This window comes from Bacteroides sp. ZJ-18 (genome assembly GCF_011038705.2).
Classification (GTDB): Bacteria; Bacteroidota; Bacteroidia; order Bacteroidales; family Bacteroidaceae; genus Bacteroides; species Bacteroides hominis.
On sequence record NZ_CP072198.1, the window covers coordinates 423962 to 437853 of the forward strand.

Annotated in this window: 24 protein-coding genes; 2 read left to right on the forward strand and 22 right to left on the reverse strand. The window is 40.8% G+C overall.

Annotated features, from left to right (window positions below; genetic code table 11):
- Window positions 1-2: 2 nt before the first annotated feature.
- The 22 genes from rpsH to G7Y45_RS01925 all read right to left on the reverse strand — a co-directional run bounded on the left by rpsH (window position 3) and on the right by G7Y45_RS01925 (window position 11885).
- Window positions 3-398, reverse strand: coding sequence for a 30S ribosomal protein S8 (gene rpsH / locus G7Y45_RS01820; RefSeq protein ID WP_005782213.1), 396 nt, complete (start codon window positions 396-398; stop codon window positions 3-5).
- A 54-nt stretch (window positions 399-452) separates the two neighbouring features.
- A complete protein-coding gene (gene rpsN, locus G7Y45_RS01825; RefSeq protein ID WP_005782211.1) occupies window positions 453-752 on the reverse strand; it encodes a 30S ribosomal protein S14 in 300 nt (99 codons plus the stop codon).
- A 6-nt stretch (window positions 753-758) separates the two neighbouring features.
- Window positions 759-1316 (reverse strand): 50S ribosomal protein L5, encoded by a 558-nt coding sequence (gene rplE, locus G7Y45_RS01830; protein WP_005782210.1) that lies wholly within the window; start codon window positions 1314-1316, stop codon window positions 759-761.
- Window positions 1316-1636, reverse strand: a complete 321-nt coding sequence (gene rplX / locus G7Y45_RS01835) for a 50S ribosomal protein L24 (RefSeq protein ID WP_005782208.1) — start codon at window positions 1634-1636, stop codon at window positions 1316-1318. The genes rplE and rplX overlap by 1 nt, the downstream gene beginning before the upstream one ends.
- Before the next feature lie 20 nt (window positions 1637-1656).
- Window positions 1657-2022 (reverse strand): 50S ribosomal protein L14, encoded by a 366-nt coding sequence (rplN, locus tag G7Y45_RS01840; RefSeq protein ID WP_004296340.1) that lies wholly within the window; start codon window positions 2020-2022, stop codon window positions 1657-1659.
- A gap of 2 nt (window positions 2023-2024) precedes the next feature.
- Window positions 2025-2294, reverse strand: a complete 270-nt coding sequence (gene rpsQ / locus G7Y45_RS01845; protein ID WP_005782206.1) for a 30S ribosomal protein S17 — start codon at window positions 2292-2294, stop codon at window positions 2025-2027.
- Window positions 2291-2488 carry a 50S ribosomal protein L29 gene (rpmC, locus tag G7Y45_RS01850; RefSeq protein ID WP_005782204.1) on the reverse strand — a complete coding sequence of 66 codons (198 nt, stop codon included), beginning with the start codon at window positions 2486-2488 and terminating at the stop codon, window positions 2291-2293. The genes rpsQ and rpmC overlap by 4 nt, the downstream gene beginning before the upstream one ends.
- 5 nt (window positions 2489-2493) lie before the next feature.
- Window positions 2494-2928, reverse strand: a complete 435-nt coding sequence (gene rplP / locus G7Y45_RS01855; RefSeq protein WP_032543028.1) for a 50S ribosomal protein L16 — start codon at window positions 2926-2928, stop codon at window positions 2494-2496.
- A 23-nt stretch (window positions 2929-2951) separates the two neighbouring features.
- Complete coding sequence (rpsC, locus tag G7Y45_RS01860) at window positions 2952-3686, reverse strand: 30S ribosomal protein S3 (protein ID WP_005782201.1); 735 nt, start codon at window positions 3684-3686, stop codon at window positions 2952-2954.
- A 5-nt stretch (window positions 3687-3691) separates the two neighbouring features.
- Entirely contained in the window at window positions 3692-4102 is a 411-nt protein-coding gene (gene rplV, locus G7Y45_RS01865) for a 50S ribosomal protein L22 (RefSeq protein WP_004291236.1), read from the reverse strand.
- A 35-nt stretch (window positions 4103-4137) separates the two neighbouring features.
- A complete protein-coding gene (gene rpsS / locus G7Y45_RS01870; protein WP_005782197.1) occupies window positions 4138-4407 on the reverse strand; it encodes a 30S ribosomal protein S19 in 270 nt (89 codons plus the stop codon).
- 20 nt (window positions 4408-4427) lie between these two features.
- Window positions 4428-5252: a 50S ribosomal protein L2 gene (gene rplB, locus G7Y45_RS01875; protein ID WP_005782195.1), complete on the reverse strand. Its 825-nt coding sequence runs from the start codon at window positions 5250-5252 to the stop codon at window positions 4428-4430.
- A gap of 5 nt (window positions 5253-5257) precedes the next feature.
- Window positions 5258-5548, reverse strand: a complete 291-nt coding sequence (rplW, locus tag G7Y45_RS01880; RefSeq protein ID WP_005782193.1) for a 50S ribosomal protein L23 — start codon at window positions 5546-5548, stop codon at window positions 5258-5260.
- Window positions 5549-5564: 16 nt separating this feature from the next.
- The gene (rplD, locus tag G7Y45_RS01885; protein ID WP_005782191.1) at window positions 5565-6191 is read right to left on the reverse strand and encodes a 50S ribosomal protein L4; all 627 of its coding nucleotides are present in this window, start codon (window positions 6189-6191) and stop codon (window positions 5565-5567) included.
- A complete protein-coding gene (rplC, locus tag G7Y45_RS01890; protein WP_005782189.1) occupies window positions 6191-6808 on the reverse strand; it encodes a 50S ribosomal protein L3 in 618 nt (205 codons plus the stop codon). Before rplC ends, rplD begins: the two co-directional genes overlap by 1 nt.
- A gap of 18 nt (window positions 6809-6826) precedes the next feature.
- Window positions 6827-7132 carry a 30S ribosomal protein S10 gene (rpsJ, locus tag G7Y45_RS01895; RefSeq protein ID WP_005782187.1) on the reverse strand — a complete coding sequence of 102 codons (306 nt, stop codon included), beginning with the start codon at window positions 7130-7132 and terminating at the stop codon, window positions 6827-6829.
- An 80-nt stretch (window positions 7133-7212) separates the two neighbouring features.
- Window positions 7213-9330, reverse strand: a complete 2118-nt coding sequence (gene fusA, locus G7Y45_RS01900; RefSeq protein ID WP_122143401.1) for an elongation factor G — start codon at window positions 9328-9330, stop codon at window positions 7213-7215.
- A gap of 53 nt (window positions 9331-9383) precedes the next feature.
- Entirely contained in the window at window positions 9384-9860 is a 477-nt protein-coding gene (rpsG, locus tag G7Y45_RS01905) for a 30S ribosomal protein S7 (protein WP_005782183.1), read from the reverse strand.
- A gap of 160 nt (window positions 9861-10020) precedes the next feature.
- Complete coding sequence (gene rpsL, locus G7Y45_RS01910) at window positions 10021-10422, reverse strand: 30S ribosomal protein S12 (RefSeq protein ID WP_005675419.1); 402 nt, start codon at window positions 10420-10422, stop codon at window positions 10021-10023.
- 250 nt (window positions 10423-10672) lie between these two features.
- Window positions 10673-10978, reverse strand: coding sequence for a DUF3467 domain-containing protein (locus tag G7Y45_RS01915; RefSeq protein ID WP_005782180.1), 306 nt, complete (start codon window positions 10976-10978; stop codon window positions 10673-10675).
- 338 nt (window positions 10979-11316) lie between these two features.
- Window positions 11317-11577 (reverse strand): YtxH domain-containing protein, encoded by a 261-nt coding sequence (locus G7Y45_RS01920; RefSeq protein WP_005782178.1) that lies wholly within the window; start codon window positions 11575-11577, stop codon window positions 11317-11319.
- 62 nt (window positions 11578-11639) lie between these two features.
- Entirely contained in the window at window positions 11640-11885 is a 246-nt protein-coding gene (locus G7Y45_RS01925; protein ID WP_005782176.1) for a GlsB/YeaQ/YmgE family stress response membrane protein, read from the reverse strand.
- Between the two features lie 191 nt (window positions 11886-12076).
- Here G7Y45_RS01925 and G7Y45_RS01930 point away from each other — a divergent pair, with 191 nt between their 5' ends.
- Together G7Y45_RS01930 and G7Y45_RS01935 are read left to right on the forward strand one after the other, a co-directional pair.
- Window positions 12077-12640, forward strand: a complete 564-nt coding sequence (locus G7Y45_RS01930; RefSeq protein WP_032531569.1) for a Crp/Fnr family transcriptional regulator — start codon at window positions 12077-12079, stop codon at window positions 12638-12640.
- A 76-nt stretch (window positions 12641-12716) separates the two neighbouring features.
- Window positions 12717-13853, forward strand: coding sequence for an acyltransferase (locus G7Y45_RS01935; protein ID WP_032543027.1), 1137 nt, complete (start codon window positions 12717-12719; stop codon window positions 13851-13853).
- The last annotated feature ends 39 nt before the right edge of the window (window positions 13854-13892 follow it).

Consider the following 13892-nt stretch of genomic DNA (forward strand, 5'->3'; position numbering starts at 1 on the left):
TATTAATATACATAACACAATACTTCACCACCGATCTTGAGTTCAGCAGCTTCTTTGTTTGTCATTACACCTTTGGAAGTAGATATTATAGCAATACCCAAACCATTAATAACACGCGGCATATCTTTGTAACCAGTATACTGACGCATACCCGGAGAAGATATTCTTTCAAGTTTTTTGATTGCGTTAACTTTGTTAACCGAATCATACTTCAAGGCAACTTTAATCGTTCCTTGAGGACCGTCTTCTACAAACTTATAATTAAGAATGTAGCCTTTTTCAAAAAGAATCTTAGTGATTTCTTTTTTCAAATTTGAAGCAGGAACTTCTACAACTCTGTGCTTTGCATTAATTGCGTTCCTTAACCTCGTCAAATAATCTGCTATTGGATCAGTCATATAAAAAATAATTAAATTAATCAGGACTACCCTGACAATATTTAAACAATATATTTACCAGCTTGCTTTCTTTACACCTGGGATCAGCCCATTAGATGCCATTTCACGGAACTGGATTCTTGAAACACCGAACTGACGGATATATCCTTTAGGACGACCAGTCAATTTACAGCGATTGTGCATACGAATCGGATTAGAATTCTTAGGAAGCTCCTGTAATTTCTGTGCAGCTTCGAAAGCTTCAGCAGGATCTCCGGTTCTCACAATCTGCTTCAAGGCAGCTCTCTTTTCGGCATATTTGGCTACTAATTTAGCACGCTTTACTTCGCGTGCTTTCATTGATTCCTTTGCCATAATTTATCAGTCTTTTTTAGCGTTTTTAAACGGTAAACCGAATTCTTTCAATAAGGCATAACCTTCTTCATCTGTTTGCGCAGAGGTTACAAAGGTAATATTCATTCCGAGAATTCTGGTAATACTATCGATATTAATTTCAGGGAAAATGATTTGCTCCTGAATACCAAGGGTATAGTTGCCCTTACCATCGAACTTAGTTTCAATACCTTTGAAGTCACGGATACGCGGCAGAGCCACGCGAACCAATTTTTCCAGGAATTCGTACATTCTTTCACGACGCAGAGTTACCATAACTCCGATCGGCATTTTCTTACGCAACTTAAAGTTAGCGATATCTTTACGCGAAATAGTAGCTACGGCCTTCTGACCGGTGATAGCTGTCATTTCGTTGATTGCCACTTCGATAATCTTCTTGTCAGCAACAGCCATACCCAAACCCTGATTGATAACAATCTTCTTAAGTACGGGTACCTGCATTGTAGAAGAATACTGGAATTGTGACTTTAATGCAGGAGCAATGCGCTCTGCATATTCTTTCTTAAGGCTTGCAGTATTACTCATTACTTAATCTCCTCTCCTGATTTTTTAGAATAACGCACTAAAGTTCCTTCAGAACTTATTTTTCTACCAACACGCGTTGCTTTACCAGTTTTTGGATCAACCGGATTCAAGTTTGAAATGTGGATAGGAGCTTCCTGCTTAACTATACCACCCTGCGGGTTCTTTGCATTCGGTTTTGTGCTTTTAGATACCATGTTGATACCTTCAACTATTGCACGTCCTTCTTTAACAAGAACCTTCAATACACGACCAGTTTTACCTTTGTCTTCACCAGCATTTACGTAAACTGTATCGCCTTTTTTAATATGTAATTTACTCATTACTTAAATCTTTTACAAAATTAAAGTACCTCAGGCGCAAGTGACACAACTTTCATGTTTGTAGCACGAAGTTCTCTTGCTACAGGACCGAAAATACGACTACCTCTAATTTCACCTGCATTATTCAACAACACGCAAGCATTATCATCAAAACGTATATAAGAACCATCGGGACGACGGATTTCTTTCTTAGTACGTACGATCAAAGCTTTTGACACTGCACCCTTTTTAACATCACTTGAAGGGATGACGCTCTTTACAGAAACGACAATAACATCCCCCACTGAAGCGTAGCGACGACCTGTTCCGCCCAATACACGGATACACAGGGCTTCTTTAGCTCCACTGTTGTCACATACTGTAAGTCTGGATTCTACTTGTATCATAATTACTTAGCTCTTTCAATTATTTCTACTAATCTCCATCTTTTAGTCTTGCTCAAAGGACGAGTTTCCATGATGCGTACAGTATCACCTACATTGCATTCATTCTTTTCATCGTGAGCATGGTACTTCTTCGTTTTGCTAACGAACTTACCATATATAGGGTGTTTTTCCTTGAACTTAGCAGCAACTGTAACGGTTTTATCCATTTTATTGCTCAGCACAACCCCTGTTCTTTCTTTTCTTAAATTTCTTGCTTCCATCAAGCTGATCATTTATTGTTAAGTTCTCTTTGGCGTAACTCTGTTCTCATACGCGCAATCGTCCTGCGTAATTGTTTGATCTGCGCAGGATTTTCCAAAGGAGAAATAGAATGATTGATAACCATTTGGTTGTAATTAACCACTTCTGCTTCTACTCTTTCTACCAAATCATTGGTAGACATTTCTTTAATTTCTGCAATTTTCATAAACCTTACGCATTTTGATTTTGAATATCATAATCACGTCTCACGACAAACTTCGTAGTAATCGGAAGTTTCTGAGCTGCCAAACGCAATGCTTCTTTCGCGACCTCGTAAGATACTCCTTCAGCTTCAATAATAATTCTACCTGGTGTAACCGGAGCCACGAATCCTTCGGGGCTACCCTTACCTTTACCCATACGTACATCAGCAGGTTTTCTAGTAATCGGTTTATCCGGGAAAATACGAATCCAAATCTGTCCCTGACGTTGCATATATCTTGTCACTGCAATACGAGCAGCTTCAATCTGTCGGCCTGTGATCCATTTAGTTTCTAAAGCCTTAATACCAAAAGAACCAAAAGCGAGCTGGTTGCCTCTTTGTGCATTACCTTTAGCGCGACCTTTTTGTTGTCTTCTGAATTTTGTCTTTTTCGGTTGTAACATAGTTTCCTAAAATTCAAATTCGTTTAGCGATTATTTTTCTTTCTTTTGAAGTTCTTTCCGCCGCCGTTGTTTCCACCATTGTTTCCACGACCACTTTCTTTGCTTTGTGTAAAGTTCGGAGCCAATTCTCTCTTACCAAAAACTTCACCTCTACAAATCCAAACTTTAATACCGAGAAGACCTACTTTTGTCAATGCTTCAGCATGGCAATAGTCGATATCTGCTCTGAAAGTGTGTAACGGAGTTCTTCCTTCCTTATACATTTCAGAACGGGCCATTTCAGCTCCATTCAAACGTCCTGAAATCTGAATTTTGATACCTTCAGCACCCATACGCATAGTATTTGCGATAGCCATCTTAATGGCGCGGCGATAGGCAATTTTACCTTCTACCTGACGAGCGATGTTATTAGCAACAATCACAGCATCCAGTTCCGGTCTTTTCACTTCAAAGATATTGATTTGAATATCTTTGTCGGTAACCTTCTTCAACTCTTCTTTTAACTTATCAACTTCCTGGCCACCTTTACCGATAATAATACCCGGACGAGCAGTGCAAACAGTAATAGTAACGAGCTTCAGCGTACGTTCAATTACGATTCTTGATACACTTGCTTTCGCAAGTCTTGCATTAAGATATTTACGGATCTTGCTATCTTCCAGCAAAGAGTCACCGTAATCATTTCCACCATACCAGTTAGAATCCCATCCTCTGATAATTCCTAAACGGTTGCTTATTGGATTAACTTTTTGTCCCATCTACCTTAATTTTGATCTTCGTTATTACTTTTAGAACCAACGAACAATGTTACGTGATTTGAACGTTTGCGAATTCTGTATCCTCTTCCCTGCGGAGCCGGTCTCATTCTTTTGAGTGTAGCACCACCATCAACAAAAATCTTCGTTACGAATAATTCGCCACTTTCAGCTTTACGTTCGTTTTTCTGCTCCCAGTTAGCAATTGCAGAGCGCAATAATTTTTCCACTCTTGCAGCTGCTTCTTTTGAAGAAAACTTCAAAACGCCAAGTGCTCTGTTCACTTCCATCCCACGAATCATGTCAGCCACGAGACGCATTTTGCGAGGAGAAGTAGGAACATTTTGCAATTTAGCAAAATACATGGTTTTAAGGGCTTCTTTTCTCTTTTCAGCCGATATTTTTTTTCTTGCTCCCATTATATTTATTACTTTATTATTTCAGATAAATCCTGTTATTTTTTCTTGTTACCAGCGTGTCCTCTGAATGTACGAGTTGGAGCGAATTCACCCAACTTGTGACCTACCATATTTTCGGTAACATATACAGGAATAAATTTATTTCCGTTGTGAACTGCAACTGTATGGCCTACAAAATCAGGCGAAATCATTGAAGCTCTGGACCAAGTCTTAACGACAACTTTCTTGCCTGATTCATTCATAGCAAGCACTTTCTTTTCGAGTTTTACGTTAATATATGGACCTTTTTTTAATGAACGACTCATAGTTTACTCAATTAATCAGATTACTTTTTTCTTCTCTCAATAATGTACTTAGACGATTGTTTCTTCGGAGCTCTAGTCTTAAGTCCCTTAGCATACAATCCCTTACGAGATCTTGGGTGACCTCCGGAAGCACGTCCTTCACCACCACCCATCGGGTGATCAACCGGGTTCATAACAACACCACGGTTACGAGGACGACGGCCTTGCCAACGAGAGCGTCCAGCCTTACCTGAGCTTTCCAATCCATGATCTGAGTTACCAACGCTACCGATAGTAGCTTTACAAGTGCTAAGTATTTGTCTTACTTCACCTGAAGGCAATTTAATTACACAGTATTTACCTTCTCTTGAAGTCAGCTGAGCGAAGTTTCCTGCTGATCTAACCAGAGCAGCACCCTGACCCGGACGCAATTCAATATTATGAATTACTGTACCGACCGGGATATTCTGAAGCGGAAGTGCATTACCAATCTCAGGCGCCGCATTCTCTCCGGACATCAAAGTCGCACCAACTTGCAATCCATTGGGAGCAATAATATATCTTTTTTCACCATCAGCATAAAACAACAAAGCGATACGAGCCGAACGGTTCGGATCGTATTCGATCGTTTTTACAACTGCCGGAACACCGTCTTTATTTCTTTTGAAATCGACAATTCTGATCACTTTTCTATGGCCACCACCCATGTAGCGCATTGTCATCTTACCTTCGCTGTTACGACCGCCAGATGATTTTTTACCATATACAAGCGACTTTTCTGGTACTGATGCAGTAATTTCCTCGAAAGTACCAATAATCTTATGTCTTTGCCCCGGTGTAGTGGGCTTAAATTTACGTACTGCCATTTTTATTAAATATTGCTATAAAAATCAATAGTATCTCCTTCTTTCAATGTCACGATTGCTTTTTTGTAAGCATTCGTACGACCATTGATGATACCTGCTTTTGTATAACGGCTCTTATTTTTGCCAGCATACTTCACAGTATTTACATCAACTACCGTAACATTATAAAGGGCTTCAACTTCACTCTTAATTTCCAATTTATTAGCTTCAGGACGCACGATAAAGCCGAAACGATTCAGCTTATCAGTTATCGCAGTCATTTTCTCTGTCACCAACGGTTTAATAATAATTCCCATTATTTAAGCCTCCTTTTTAGATTAAGATATTGTCAATAGCCTTCAAAGAGCTTTCGGTAAGCACAACAACCCCAGCATTCAATACTCTGTAAGTATTTAATCCTGAGATAGTCTGAACGTTAGCACCTTCGATGTTACGAGCTGACAAATATACATTTTTATTTGCTTCTGGTAAAACTACAAGCAGTTTTTTGTCAGAAACTTTAAGATTTTTTGTCATTTCAACGAAAACCTTAGTCTTTGGAGCCTCAAAGTTGAAGTCTTCCACCACTACGATTGCGTTGTCTTGAGCTTTATACGACAAAGCTGACTTACGAGCTAATGTCTTAACTTTTTTATTCAGTTTGAAGTAGTAGTCTCTCGGTTTCGGACCAAATACACGTCCACCACCTACGAGCACCGGTGAATTCATGTCACCACGACGAGCACCGCCACCACCTTTCTGACGACCGATTTTACGAGTAGATCCGCTGATTTCGCTTCTCTCTTTTGACTTGTGAGTACCCTGACGCTGGTTAGCCATAAATTGCTTTACGTCCAGATAGATAGCGTGGTCATTGGGCTCAATTCCGAAGATAGATTCGTTTAACGTAACCTTTCTTCCAGTGTCTTCACCTTTAATGTTATATACGTTAACTTCCATTATTTTTCAATTAATACGATTGAACCTTTGCAACCCGGTACAGAACCCTTGATCAAAAGAAGATTGTGTTCCGCGATTACTTTTAATACCTGTAAGTTTTGAACAGTAACTCTGTCGCCACCCATTTGTCCGCCCATGCGCATTCCTTTGAATACTTTTGCAGGATACGAACATGCACCGATAGAACCCGGTTTACGGGCACGGTTGTGCTGACCGTGAGTAGATTGACCTACACCACCAAAGCCATGTCTTTTAACTACACCCTGGAAGCCTTTACCTTTAGAAGTACCAACAACGTCTACATAGTCTGCGCCGTCGAACAGTTCTACTGTAACAGTATCACCCAGATTTAACTCGTTTTCAAATTCCTTGAACTCGGCCAAGTGTCTCTTCGGTGTTACTCCAGCCTTTTTAAAGTGACCCATCAACGGTTTAGTTGTATGTTTTTCCTTTTTGTCCTGGAAACCCAACTGAACGGCTGCATAGCCATCTTTTTCTACGGTCTTTACCTGAGTAACAACACAAGGACCTGCTTCGATAACAGTGCATGGTACATTCTTACCATCGGCACTGAAAACGGATGTCATTCCGATTTTTTTTCCTAATAATCCTGGCATTTCACTAATTTTTAAATACTACACTTTAATTTCTACTTCTACACCACTCGGTAACTCCAACTTCATCAGAGCATCTACAGTCTTAGCTGTTGAGCTATAGATATCAATCAGTCTCTTGAATGAAGAAAGCTCAAACTGCTCTCTTGATTTCTTGTTAACGAAAGTAGAGCGGTTCACTGTAAAGATACGCTTGTGCGTCGGAAGGGGAATCGGTCCGCTAACAATAGCACCGGTAGCCTTCACTGTTCTAACAATCTTCTCAGCTGATTTGTCAACCAAGTTGTGATCGTAAGATTTCAGTTTAATTCTAATTTTCTGACTCATTAGTTTTTTAATTAATAAATTTATAAATAAGATAAAGCGGCAGGCTAAGAGTCATTCGCTAGCCTGCTGCTCAAGATATTTTAGAGTAAATCAGCACGTCCTTTTACTTCTTCCAATACTGCCTTAGCAATAGAGTTAGAAACCTGAGCGTGGTGAGAGTAAACCATTGATGAAGTTGCACGACCAGAAGTGATGGTACGCAACGCAGTTACATAACCGAACATTTCAGCCAACGGAACCATTGCTTTCACGATACGGGCTCCTGAACGGCTTGACTCCATACCTTCAACTTGGCCACGGCGTTTGTTCAAGTCACCGATAACATCACCCATGTTTTCTTCCGGAGTAACGACTTCCAGTTTCATGATAGGTTCCATCAATACAGGACCTGCCTTAGCACAAGCATTCTTATATGCCTGGATAGCACAGATTTCGAAAGACAACTGGTCAGAGTCAACCGGGTGGAATGAACCATCGACCAAAGTCACTTTCAATGAATCCAGCGGATAGCCGGCCAATACACCATTCTTCATCGCAGTCTGGAAACCTTTCTGAACTGAAGGAATGAATTCCTTAGGAATGTTACCACCCTTCACTTCATCAACGAATTGCAGGCCACCTTGAGTAAAGTCTTCATCAACCGGGCCGATGTTCACAATAATATCAGCGAACTTACCACGACCACCAGACTGTTTCTTATAGACCTCACGCAAATTAACTGTCTTCGTGATAGCTTCTTTGTAGTTAACCTGAGGTTTACCCTGGTTACATTCCACTTTAAACTCACGTTTCAGACGGTCGATGATGATATCCAAGTGAAGCTCACCCATACCGGAAATAACTGTCTGACCTGTTTGTTCGTCAGTTTTCACTGTAAATGTCGGGTCTTCTTCAGCCAATTTAGCCAAACCGTTAGACAGCTTATCCATATCTTTCTGAGTCTTAGGCTCAACTGCGATACCGATTACCGGTTCCGGGAAGTCCATTGATTCAAGAACGATCGGAGCTGTTTCATCGCACAGCGTATCACCAGTGTGAATATCTTTGAAACCTACACCGGCACCAATATCACCTGCACCGATAACTTCTACCGGGTTCTGCTTATTTGAGTGCATCTGGAACAAACGAGAAACACGTTCCTTCTTACCTGAACGAGAGTTGTAGATATAAGAACCTGCTTCAATCTTACCAGAGTATACACGGAAGAAAGTCAGACGACCAACATACGGGTCAGTAGCGATCTTAAACGCCAAAGCAGAAGTTTTATCGTCTTCGCTCGGTTTACGATCTTCTTCAGCACCGGTATCAGGGTTTGTACCGATTACATTCTCAGTATCCAACGGAGAAGGCAAGAAAGCACAAACGTAGTCAAGCAAAGTCTGAACGCCCTTATTCTTGAATGAAGAGCCACACAACATCGGAACTACTGCCATCTGAACAGTTGCATTGCGAAGGGCTCTCAACACTTCTTCTTCTGTGATAGTAGAAGGATCGTCGAAATATTTCTCCATCAAAGCATCGTCAAATTCAGCAACTTTTTCAAGCATCTTATCTCTCCATTCGTTAGCTTCATCAACGAGGTTAGCCGGGATCTCTTCCACAGTGTAGTCAGCACCCATTGTTTCATCATGCCAATAGATAGCTTTCATCTTGATCAGGTCAACCAATCCTTTGAAGCTTTCTTCTGCACCGATAGGAATAACAACCGGACACGGATTTGCACCCAAAACAGCCTTCATCTGGCGAACTACTTCAAAGAAGTCGGCACCCGAACGGTCCATTTTGTTAACGTAAGCGATACGCGGTACGTTATATTTGTCAGCCTGACGCCACACAGTCTCCGACTGAGGTTCTACACCACCTACTGCACAGTAAGCAGCGACAGCACCATCAAGAATACGAAGTGAACGTTCTACTTCAGCAGTGAAGTCCACGTGTCCCGGAGTGTCAATCAAGTTGATTTTATAAGTATTACCAGCATACTTCCAACGAGTAGTTGTAGCAGCAGAAGTGATAGTGATACCACGTTCCTGCTCCTGCTCCATCCAGTCCATTGTTGCGGCACCGTCGTGTACCTCACCGATTTTGTGAGTTAAACCGGTGTAGAACAGGATACGTTCAGAAGTTGTTGTCTTTCCGGCATCAATGTGAGCCATGATACCGATATTACGAGTCAAATGTAAATCATTCTTTGCCATTTTCTTTTTCCTTTACTTTAAGTTTTTAATCAAATAGGTATTTCTTATAGTAATTAGAATCTGAAATGAGCAAATGCACGGTTAGCTTCAGCCATTCTGTGCATATCTTCTTTACGTTTGAAAGCACCGCCTTGTTCATTGAATGCATCCATGATTTCAGCAGCCAATTTATCAGCCATAGATTTACCACCTCTCTTACGAGCGAACAGAATCAAGTTCTTCATTGAGATTGATTCTTTACGATCCGGACGGATTTCAGTAGGAACCTGGAAAGTTGCACCACCCACACGGCGTGATTTTACTTCTACTTGAGGAGTTACGTTATCCAACGCTTTTTTCCAGATTTCAAGAGCTGATTTTTCTTCGTTAGGAAGTTTTGTTTTTACTGTTTCCAGTGCGGCGTAAAAGATTTCATAAGAAGTATTCTTCTTTCCGTCATACATTAGATGGTTTACAAATTTAGAAACCTTCTGGTCATTGAACACGGGATCCGGAAGGATTACGCGTTTTTTTGGTTTTGCTTTTCTCATTTGTTTGAAAAATAATGTTTTTGTTTTTGGTTGTCTATTTCTTGACGTCTTCAACTCCCCCTCCGGGGAATTTACTCAACCTTTTTATAGCTTATTCCAACAAACTAAAACGAAAGTTATTACTTTTAATTTAAAAAATCAAATTCGGAATCACTCCGGATTATTTCTTCTTAGCCGGTGCTGCTTGTCCCGGTTTCGGACGTTTAGCTCCATATTTAGAACGTCTCTGAGTACGTCCGGCTACACCTGCTGTATCGAGTGTACCGCGAACGATGTGGTAACGTACACCCGGAAGGTCTTTTACACGACCACCGCGAACCAGTACGATTGAGTGTTCCTGCAAGTTGTGTCCTTCTCCCGGAATGTAAGAGTTCACCTCTTTCTGGTTAGTCAAACGTACACGAGCTACTTTACGCATTGCAGAGTTCGGCTTCTTCGGAGTAGTTGTATATACTCTCACGCAAACGCCACGTCTTTGAGGACAAGAATCCAAGGCTGGAGATTTACTTTTCTCCACCAGCACTTCGCGTCCTTTTCTTACTAATTGCTGAATTGTAGGCATTTTAAATTGTTTTTTAATTTATATTATTGTTATATTAATTTCGTAACTATACATTTTGGGCTGCAAAAATACGAATAATATTTGAATAATCAATGCACTACATCTTTTTTTTAATTTTTAAGAGCTTATTTCCCGGAAATCATTTCAATGGAAAGAAATTTGGGTGTAGCCATCCGCTCGCCAAGGCTACACCTTTTCCACCGGATAGCTACACCCATTGCCTCGGATGGCTACACCCTTTCTGCTTTCTTCAGGCTTCTCCCTTTATATCCAATATAGGTGGAGTATCTTCTTCCTGCAACCGGATCGGACCGAACGCACGCTCGTATTTGGCTATATTTTCTTCAAGCGCCCGTTGTAAACGTTTGGCATGTTCGGGAGCAAGAATAACACGCGACTGCACTCCCGCTTTGGGCAATCCGGGTAATACCCGTACAAAATCGAGCACAAATTCTGAACTTGAATGAGTGATAATGGCTAAATTAGCATATGTGCCCTGTGCCACTTCTTCTTTCAATTCTATTTGCAACTGATTATCGGGATTCTGATTTTCCATACTTTAATTATTATTGATTATTCTAAATTCTTCTGGCACAAATATACAGATAATGTTTTATAGTAAAGACAAATGCCTTACACTCTTTTCAACAGAATGCAAGGCATGCAATAACAGACCATTATTAACAACTCCCCCTCTTTCTTTATCCAATACCTGAAGCCAGACCAGGAACATCCGGATTGTTAAGAAAGGAGGAACAGACTTATATAGTTCTCAAACGATATCTGAATAATTTCTGGAACAGTTATAAATCAAAAACGGCGAACAATAACCTCCGTACACTTTGACAGTGCTATCTTATTCATTGTTCACCGTTCATAAACCACCACCCATTATTAAGAGTTAGATGTCAACTTATCTTTCACCTCAGTCGCTTTATCAGCCACCTTTTCGGCCACTTTAGCACCTGTCTTCACGGCCTTCTCTTTTGCTTCAACGACTGCCAATTCGGCATCTGCCTCTATTTCATGAAGAGCATTGAACACATCATTTTTCAATTTCTTAGCTTTCGCTGTGCGCGAAAAATGATAAACCAGCGCACCGATGGCAGAACCGATTCCAAGTCCCACCAGGAATTTTGCATTTCCACTTCCCATAAACTATTAATTTTTATATAACCACAATAAACAATATCGTTCTATAATAAAGCTCGTTTTCCCTATCGGGAACGACTGAAAAAAGAGGCTATCCAAAGAAATAAAATGGCACCGACAACGGAAGTAATCAAACTACCGATGATTCCGGTTGCTGACAGCCCGAGAAGGGCAAATACCCAGCCACCCAACACACCACCTATAATCCCTAACAGGAGATTGACTAAGAGGCCGAAACCTCCTCCGCGCATTATCTTACCGGCAAAATAACCGGCAAGGATACCTATCAAAATGTACCAGATAAAATTCATAATGCTTGATTTATATTGTTTTGTTATAGGAACGCTATAGGCACTGAAATGTTCGGGAGTCAAAGAAGGAATTAACGACTATTGAGAAACCTGCCTAAGCAAGCAGTACAGACAGATCGGATTTTCGGGTAACAAATTGTGGCGCTTACTAAAAAGAGGTTATCTTTGCCGAAAAGATAATCTTAGGGTCTATGAAAAATATAATTTACAACATAAAAAAGCAGTCTGAGATGTCTGATGAAACAATAGATTTACTGACGAAACAGCTGACTCCGTGCCGATTCCCTAAAAGGTATCTGCTGATACGGGAGGGAGTCTATCACAAATACGCTTATTTCATAGAAAAAGGAATCACACGGTCGTACTGGCTGGTAGACGGAAAAGAGGTTACGACTTCTTTTTCGTGTGAAGGAGATATCGTGTTCAGCATGGATGAGTTATATTACGGTAAACCTAGTGAAGAGTTTGTGGAAACACTGGAAAATGTACTGCTCTATGCCATCCCCATCAAGACACTGACCGAACTGTACGAAACAAATATAGAATTGGCTAATTGGGGAAGAGTCATTCATCAGAATGGATACCGGGAACTCCATCGCAAACATAAAGAACGGCTGACATTGTCGGCCCGAGAGAGGTATGCAAAACTTAAAGAAAGACTTCCCGATGTCTGCAGCCGGGTCAATCTGGGTTATATTGCCGCCTATCTGGGCATTACTTTGCCTACCCTGAGTAAAATAAGGGCGGAAGAGTGATTTTTAATGTAGAGCAAATGCTGACAGCAAAATAGGTTGTACATTTGTCGCTTAACACATTTAAATCAATTATATCATGGAATTAAAGAAAAGAGAGAATATAGGTTGGATTGACCTGCTGAGGGTGCTCGCCTGTTTCTTCGTTGTTTTTTCGCACTGCTGCGATGCGTTCATCGGGCAATTTGACGCCAATCGGGAGTCGTTTCTGACAGGAACATTTTTAGGTAGCTTGATGCGCCCATGTGTACCCATTTTTGTTATGATGACCGGTGTATTGCTATTTCCCGTACGAACCGACATGGGGACATTTTACAAGAAGAGGATCGGGAGACTGATTCCTCCGATAATCTTTTGGTCACTGGTCATACCTGTACTGTATTTCGTATATCTGAACTACATCAACCCTAATACTCAAAATCCATTGATTTCCATGCCGGATCATAGTTTGGAGGCTTTGTGGATCAAACTGTATACATTTATCTTTAACTTCAATTTCGATACAGTTCCATTATGGTATCTCTATATGCTGATTGGCCTGTATTTGGTGATGCCTATTGTCAGTGGTTGGTTGGAAAAAGCGTCGAAAAAGGAACTGAAGCTATTCCTAAGCATTTGGGGCGTGAGTCTAATAGCACCTTACGTTAAAATGTTCGCTCCGATGCTGGGCTATCAAGGCAACTATGGCAATATGGGTTTATGGGGAATATGTGATTGGAATGACTACGGAACTTTCTATTATTTCTCAGGATTTATCGGCTATCTTTTACTGGCCTATTATCTTACGAGGTATCCACTAAAGTGGAGTTGGAAGAAACTCTTGGGCGTCACCATTCCGATGTTTCTGGTAGGCTATCTGATTACTTCATACGGATATGTCATCACACAGAACCACTTCCCGGGCAATTATGCCTATTTGGAAATTGTATGGTACTTTGCGGGCATCAACGTGTTTATGATGACCTTCCCAGTATTTGTAATCGTGCAGAAAATAAAGGTTCCTTCAAACCGATGGTTATCCCATATGGCATCACTCACATTCGGCATTTACCTGAGCCACTACGTATTTGTATTTGTCGCCTACGACTTGTTGGATAAGGAACAGTTACCATATATCGTACGTATCATCAGTATGGCCTGTCTCGTATTCCTGACATGCTACGCTATCGTCTGGTTAATGTCGAAAAGTAAACTAACCGATCGTTTCATACGATAACATCCTATAAAAAAGAGCAATCACCTTTACGGCAATTGC

Excerpts from the sequence above, each read along its gene's own strand:
- rpsH (WP_005782213.1), bottom strand. The coding sequence starts at position 398 with ATGACTGATCCAATAGCAGATTATTTGACGAGGTTAAGGAACGCAATT.
- rpsN (WP_005782211.1), bottom strand. The coding sequence starts at position 752 with ATGGCAAAGGAATCAATGAAAGCACGCGAAGTAAAGCGTGCTAAATTA.
- rplE (WP_005782210.1), bottom strand. The coding sequence starts at position 1,316 with ATGAGTAATACTGCAAGCCTTAAGAAAGAATATGCAGAGCGCATTGCT.
- rplX (WP_005782208.1), bottom strand. The coding sequence starts at position 1,636 with ATGAGTAAATTACATATTAAAAAAGGCGATACAGTTTACGTAAATGCT.
- rplN (WP_004296340.1), bottom strand. The coding sequence starts at position 2,022 with ATGATACAAGTAGAATCCAGACTTACAGTATGTGACAACAGTGGAGCT.
- rpsQ (WP_005782206.1), bottom strand. The coding sequence starts at position 2,294 with ATGATCAGCTTGATGGAAGCAAGAAATTTAAGAAAAGAAAGAACAGGG.
- rpmC (WP_005782204.1), bottom strand. The coding sequence starts at position 2,488 with ATGAAAATTGCAGAAATTAAAGAAATGTCTACCAATGATTTGGTAGAA.
- rplP (WP_032543028.1), bottom strand. The coding sequence starts at position 2,928 with ATGTTACAACCGAAAAAGACAAAATTCAGAAGACAACAAAAAGGTCGC.
- rpsC (WP_005782201.1), bottom strand. The coding sequence starts at position 3,686 with ATGGGACAAAAAGTTAATCCAATAAGCAACCGTTTAGGAATTATCAGA.
- rplV (WP_004291236.1), bottom strand. The coding sequence starts at position 4,102 with ATGGGAGCAAGAAAAAAAATATCGGCTGAAAAGAGAAAAGAAGCCCTT.
- rpsS (WP_005782197.1), bottom strand. The coding sequence starts at position 4,407 with ATGAGTCGTTCATTAAAAAAAGGTCCATATATTAACGTAAAACTCGAA.
- rplB (WP_005782195.1), bottom strand. The coding sequence starts at position 5,252 with ATGGCAGTACGTAAATTTAAGCCCACTACACCGGGGCAAAGACATAAG.
- rplW (WP_005782193.1), bottom strand. The coding sequence starts at position 5,548 with ATGGGAATTATTATTAAACCGTTGGTGACAGAGAAAATGACTGCGATA.
- rplD (WP_005782191.1), bottom strand. The coding sequence starts at position 6,191 with ATGGAAGTTAACGTATATAACATTAAAGGTGAAGACACTGGAAGAAAG.
- rplC (WP_005782189.1), bottom strand. The coding sequence starts at position 6,808 with ATGCCAGGATTATTAGGAAAAAAAATCGGAATGACATCCGTTTTCAGT.
- rpsJ (WP_005782187.1), bottom strand. The coding sequence starts at position 7,132 with ATGAGTCAGAAAATTAGAATTAAACTGAAATCTTACGATCACAACTTG.
- fusA (WP_122143401.1), bottom strand. The coding sequence starts at position 9,330 with ATGGCAAAGAATGATTTACATTTGACTCGTAATATCGGTATCATGGCT.
- rpsG (WP_005782183.1), bottom strand. The coding sequence starts at position 9,860 with ATGAGAAAAGCAAAACCAAAAAAACGCGTAATCCTTCCGGATCCCGTG.
- rpsL (WP_005675419.1), bottom strand. The coding sequence starts at position 10,422 with ATGCCTACAATTCAGCAATTAGTAAGAAAAGGACGCGAAGTGCTGGTG.
- G7Y45_RS01915 (WP_005782180.1), bottom strand. The coding sequence starts at position 10,978 with ATGGAAAATCAGAATCCCGATAATCAGTTGCAAATAGAATTGAAAGAA.
- G7Y45_RS01920 (WP_005782178.1), bottom strand. The coding sequence starts at position 11,577 with ATGGGAAGTGGAAATGCAAAATTCCTGGTGGGACTTGGAATCGGTTCT.
- G7Y45_RS01925 (WP_005782176.1), bottom strand. The coding sequence starts at position 11,885 with ATGAATTTTATCTGGTACATTTTGATAGGTATCCTTGCCGGTTATTTT.
- G7Y45_RS01930 (WP_032531569.1), top strand. The coding sequence starts at position 12,077 with ATGAAAAATATAATTTACAACATAAAAAAGCAGTCTGAGATGTCTGAT.
- G7Y45_RS01935 (WP_032543027.1), top strand. The coding sequence starts at position 12,717 with ATGGAATTAAAGAAAAGAGAGAATATAGGTTGGATTGACCTGCTGAGG.